Source organism: Helicobacter bizzozeronii, from assembly GCF_900196775.1.
Classification (GTDB): Bacteria; Campylobacterota; Campylobacteria; order Campylobacterales; family Helicobacteraceae; genus Helicobacter; species Helicobacter bizzozeronii.
Window position 1 is genome coordinate 1 of sequence record NZ_FZLB01000080.1, and the last position, 4,907, is coordinate 4,907.

At 48.6% G+C, this 4,907-nt stretch carries 5 protein-coding genes; 3 read left to right on the plus strand and 2 right to left on the minus strand.

Going from position 1 to position 4,907, the window contains the following annotated elements; all coding sequences use genetic code 11:
- Positions 1-304 (minus strand): LpxD N-terminal domain-containing protein (locus C5684_RS07975; protein ID WP_324761470.1); only part of this gene is annotated, 304 nt, incomplete at its 3' end.
- Complete coding sequence (locus C5684_RS07980; protein ID WP_407645779.1) at positions 301-1,029, minus strand: triose-phosphate isomerase; 729 nt, start codon at positions 1,027-1,029, stop codon at positions 301-303. The genes C5684_RS07975 and C5684_RS07980, both read right to left, overlap by 4 nt.
- A gap of 115 nt (positions 1,030-1,144) precedes the next feature.
- Here C5684_RS07980 and C5684_RS07985 point away from each other — a divergent pair, with 115 nt between their 5' ends.
- From C5684_RS07985 to C5684_RS07995, 3 genes are read left to right on the plus strand one after another with little or no spacing between them, the layout of a single operon-like run.
- Positions 1,145-1,921 carry a fumarate reductase cytochrome b subunit gene (locus C5684_RS07985; protein WP_013889682.1) on the plus strand — a complete coding sequence of 259 codons (777 nt, stop codon included), beginning with the start codon at positions 1,145-1,147 and terminating at the stop codon, positions 1,919-1,921.
- Positions 1,918-3,969 carry a fumarate reductase flavoprotein subunit gene (locus C5684_RS07990; RefSeq protein WP_104639976.1) on the plus strand — a complete coding sequence of 684 codons (2,052 nt, stop codon included), beginning with the start codon at positions 1,918-1,920 and terminating at the stop codon, positions 3,967-3,969. The genes C5684_RS07985 and C5684_RS07990 overlap by 4 nt, the downstream gene beginning before the upstream one ends.
- Positions 3,969-4,697 (plus strand): fumarate reductase iron-sulfur subunit, encoded by a 729-nt coding sequence (locus tag C5684_RS07995; protein WP_013889684.1) that lies wholly within the window; start codon positions 3,969-3,971, stop codon positions 4,695-4,697. The genes C5684_RS07990 and C5684_RS07995 overlap by 1 nt, the downstream gene beginning before the upstream one ends.
- The last annotated feature ends 210 nt before the right edge of the window (positions 4,698-4,907 follow it).

Sequence of the window (4,907 nt, forward strand, 5' to 3'; positions counted from 1 at the left end):
CAATGGGGCGGGCAAACATCGCGCGCTTGAAAGCATCTGAAACCTGCGCAAAGGCTAAATGGGGGTTTGGGCTAATAAGAGCTAGGCTGCTTGCGGGCACTTTGCTGGCAAACTCCGCACGGATAAAGATCGCCCCAGCTTTGGTGTCTTTGAGCTTTTTTAAATAGGATTTTTGATCCACATAACTTAAATGGTTGGGGGTGGCCACCTCTAGGGGGGCAATCCCAGCCACCTCAAAATCCTTAAAATTTTGGGGCTTGGTAACTTCCAATTTGTAGGTTTGCAATAATGTATCTAGGGTCATACTAACTCCTTACCAGCACTAATTTTAATGATCTCTAACAAGGAATCTAAATCCAAACACGCCTTACCCACCAGCACGCCATCTACCTCTGCTAAATCTAAAATCTCTGTGGCATTGCTCGCCTGCACACTCCCGCCATAAACCATTAAAGGAATGGTATGTCCTGCTTGGCGTAAAGCTACCTTGAGTGCACTTAAAGTGCTGGCAATATCGCTACTCTGTGCACTCACCCCCGTGCCAATCGCCCAAATGGGCTCGTAAGCCACGATGAGTTTGGGGTAATCTAGGTCAATCCCCTCAAGCTGGTTTAACAAGTGCGCCACCAGTGCCTTTTCTCCTTGTTCTCTTAGTTGCAAGGACTCGCCGATGCAAAAGATGATTTGGAAATGGTGGGATTTAAAAAAGTGGAATTTTTCTGCACAAAAAGAATCGCTCTCTAACAAACGCCTCTCACTATGCCCGATGAGCACGCTTTTAATGTGTCTTTTTTGCAGGGCTTGCAGGGTAACCTCGCCAGTGAATGCCCCATCTAGGGCGGGGTAGGCATTTTGTGCCCCCAAAGAAAAATGCGTATATGCATGCTGGACTTGCCCTAATTCTAAAATGGGGGGGAAAAGCGTTACATAGGGAGCTAGCTTGGCATCCAAAGCACTATCTAGGCACTCTAAATAGGGCAACAAATCGATCGCATAAGATTTGAAATTAGCCAAAACATACTTCAAAATATTCTCCTAGCAAAAATCCATGATCTCGTTTCTACGTATCTTAGCAAAAGATGGCAAAGATAACTGAAAAATACCATAATTTTGCTATCATTTTGTGAAAATTTGAGGAGAGCGCATGCAACAAGAGGAGATCATAGAGGGTTACTACGGGGTTACTACGGAGCGTAAAAAGAGCGGGATTTACGCCAAATTGGACTTTTGGCAGAGCGCAACGGGCTTGATCTTGGCATTGTTTATGATTGCGCACATGTTCTTTGTGAGTAGCATTTTGATCAGCGATCGCGCCATGTATGCAGTAACCAAGTTTTTTGAGGGGAGCTTGTTTATCAAGGCAGGCGAACCCGCCATTGTGAGTGCGGTAGCTGCCGGGGTGATCGTGATCTTGGTCGTGCATGCCTTTTTGGCACTCAGGAAGTTTCCTATTAATTACCGCCAATATAAGATTTTCAAAACCCATAAACATTTGATGAAACATGGCGACACCACCCTATGGTTTGTGCAGGTGGGCACGGGCTTTGCGATGTTCTTTCTAGCTAGCGTGCATTTATTTGTCATGCTCACTGCTCCTCATAGCATCGGACCGCATGCCTCCTCTTATCGCTTTGTGAGTCAACATTTCTGGTTACTCTATATTTTCCTACTCTTTGCCGTGGAATTGCATGGCTCTATTGGGCTCTACCGCTTGGCGATCAAATGGGGTTGGTTCAAAAATCTAGGTATCGATGGCTTGAGAAAGGCTAAGTGGAGCATGAGCGTGTTTTTCATCGTTCTGGGTCTACTCACTTATGGGGCTTATATCAAAAAAGGGCTCACGCAAAAAAGTCAGGGCATTAACAGCATGCAACAGGCAATCCAGCTAGATGAACAACTGCATAAGGAAGGAAAAGAATGAATATAGTGTATTGCGATGCATTGGTGGTGGGCGGTGGTTTGGCGGGTTTGCGCGCCAGTATTGCGTGCAAACAGCGGGGATTGCACACCATCGTGTTAAGTCTAGTGCCTGTAAGGCGTTCCCACTCAGCAGCTGCACAAGGGGGCATGCAGGCTAGTTTGGGCAATGCTAAGATGAGTGAAGGGGATAATGAGGATCTGCATTTTTTGGACACGGTGAAGGGGAGCGACTGGGGTTGCGATCAACAAGTGGCTAGAATGTTTGTAACCACTGCGCCCAAAGCCATTAGGGAGTTGGCTAGCTGGGGGGTGCCTTGGACGCGCATTAAAAAGGGGGATCGCAAGGCTGTGATCAATGGCGAGCATGTAACCATTACTGAGAGAGAGGATCGCCATGGCTATATCCAAAGCCGCGACTTTGGGGGCACGAAAAAGTGGCGCACCTGCTTTACAGCGGACGCGACTGGGCATACCATGCTCTATGCGGTGGCTAATGAAGCCTTGCACCACCAAGTGGATATTCAGGATCGCAAAGAGGTTTTAACTCTAATCCACCATGAGGGTGTGTGCTGTGGAGCTGTAGTGCGCGATTTGATCACCGGGGAATTGAGTGCCTATGTGTCTAAGGGCACGCTTTTAGCTACGGGGGGTTATGGGCGGGTCTATAAGCACACGACCAATGCGGTGATTTGCGATGGCGCAGGGATTGCCAGCGCGCTAGAAACGGGGGTAGCTAAACTGGGCAACATGGAAGCGGTGCAATTCCACCCTACAGCCTTAGTGCCCAGCGGGATTTTGATGACAGAGGGGTGTCGGGGCGATGGGGGGATTTTGCGCGATAAATTTGGGCGGCGTTTCATGCCTGCTTATGAACCCGAAAAGAAAGAATTAGCTAGTCGGGATGTGGTGAGTCGGCGCATTTTAGAGCACATTAAAAAGGGCTATGGCGCGCCTTCGCCTTATGGCGATCATGTGTGGTTGGACATTGCTATTTTAGGTCGCGAGCATGTAGAAAAAAATCTTAGAGATGTGCACGACATCGCCCATACCTTTGCGGGCATTGATGCAGCAGATGATAGCATAGAAGGCGATACAAATTTGAAAGACATGCCCAAAGATGAGCCTCAATTTGGCGAGGGTGCGCCCAAACAAAGAGGTTGGGTGCCTATTAAGCCCATGCAACACTACTCTATGGGGGGACTACGCACCAATTATAAAGGAGAGAGTCATCTAAAGGGGCTCTTTTGTGCGGGTGAGGCAGCGTGTTGGGATTTGCACGGGTTTAATCGCCTAGGGGGTAACTCTGTGAGCGAGGCGGTGGTTGCTGGGATGATCATCGGGGATTACTTCGCCCAGCACTGCGCACAAGCGAGTATTGAGATTAGCACCCAAATCGCCCAAAGCTTTATCAAGCGCACAGAAGAGCATTTGCAAGGTCTCTTGCACAATGAGGGCAAGGAAGATGTCTATGTGATTAGGGAGCGCATGCGCGAGATCATGGACGAAAAGGTGGGGGTCTTTAGAGAGGGTGCGATCCTAGAGGAGGCCGTGCATGAATTAGAGGAGCTCTACAAACGCGCCCAGCATATCCATGTAAAAAATAAAAAGACACACAACAACCCCGAGTTAGAAGACGCTTACCGCACCCAAAAAATGCTTAAACTCGCATTGTGTATCGCCAAAGGCGCACTAGATCGCACCGAGAGCCGTGGGGCACACACCCGTATCGATCACCCCAAAAGAGATGATGCCAACTGGCTCAAGCGCACTCTAGCTTCTTGGGAAGACCCTACCCAGACTTTGCCCACCTTGAGCTATGAGGATTTAGACATTATGACGATGGAGATCAGCCCTGATTTTAGGGGTTATGGGGCTAAGGGCAATTTCATCCCCCACCCGCTCAAGGAGCAGCGCGATGCACAGATTGCCAAAATTACAGAAGAGATCAAGGCGCGGGGGGGGGATCGCTACGAATTGCAAGAAGCCCTCATGCCCTTTGATTTACAGCCCCAATACAAAGCCCGCAACATTAGACTAGGAGACAAGTAATGAGTCGCACCATCACCATTAAAGCCCTAAAGTTTGACCCCCAAAGCGCGGTGTCTAAACCCCATTTTAAAGAGTATCAACTCCAAGAAATCCCCTCCATGACTCTTTTTATCGCTTTGGGTATTATCCGTGAAACTTTGGATCCGGATTTGAGCTTTGACTTTGTGTGCCGTGCGGGGATTTGTGGGAGCTGTGCGATGATGGTTAATGGTCGCCCTCGCTTGGCATGCAAAACCTTAACTTCTAGTTTTCAAGAGGACACAATCACGCTCATGCCCATGCCCTCTTTTCCCTTGATCAAGGATTTGAGTGTGAATACCGGTGAGTGGTTTTTTAACATGACCAAGCGCGTGGAGAGCTGGGCGCACCACCGCAAGGAAGTGGATATTACCCAGCCTGAAGAGCGCATTGACCCAGATGAAGCTCAAGAAGTCTTTGAGCTGGATCGCTGTATTGAGTGTGGGTGTTGCATTGCCGCTTGTGGGACAAAGCTGATGCGTGAAAACTTTATTGGCGCAGCCGGACTAAACCGCGCGATGCGCTTTTTGATTGACTCCCATGATGAGCGCAGTGATGAGGATTTTTACGAATTAGTGGGCGATGACGATGGGATTTTTGGGTGCATGAGCTTGATTGGTTGCCATGACACCTGTCCTAAGGAAATCCCCCTGCAGGATAGTTTAGCCCAGCTGAGAAACCGCATGGTGAAGGTGGGGCGTAGCCGGTAATAGGGCTGGTTTCTACTCGCCCCTGCCGGTGGGGCGAATCTTTGCTTGCTTGTCTTGCAATCACGACAAAACTTAGACCCACAAAAACCCAACAATCAAAAATCTAAGAGGATTATTTTTTTAAACATCTCCAACACCTAAGCAAGAGAGTCCTGTGCCTTTTCCCTAGACAAACAAATGCCAAGGGCAATTCTCTAAGAAAGGAGGTGA

Excerpts from the sequence above, each read along its gene's own strand:
- C5684_RS07990 (WP_104639976.1), top strand. The coding sequence starts at position 1,918 with ATGAATATAGTGTATTGCGATGCATTGGTGGTGGGCGGTGGTTTGGCG.
- C5684_RS07985 (WP_013889682.1), top strand. The coding sequence starts at position 1,145 with ATGCAACAAGAGGAGATCATAGAGGGTTACTACGGGGTTACTACGGAG.
- C5684_RS07995 (WP_013889684.1), top strand. The coding sequence starts at position 3,969 with ATGAGTCGCACCATCACCATTAAAGCCCTAAAGTTTGACCCCCAAAGC.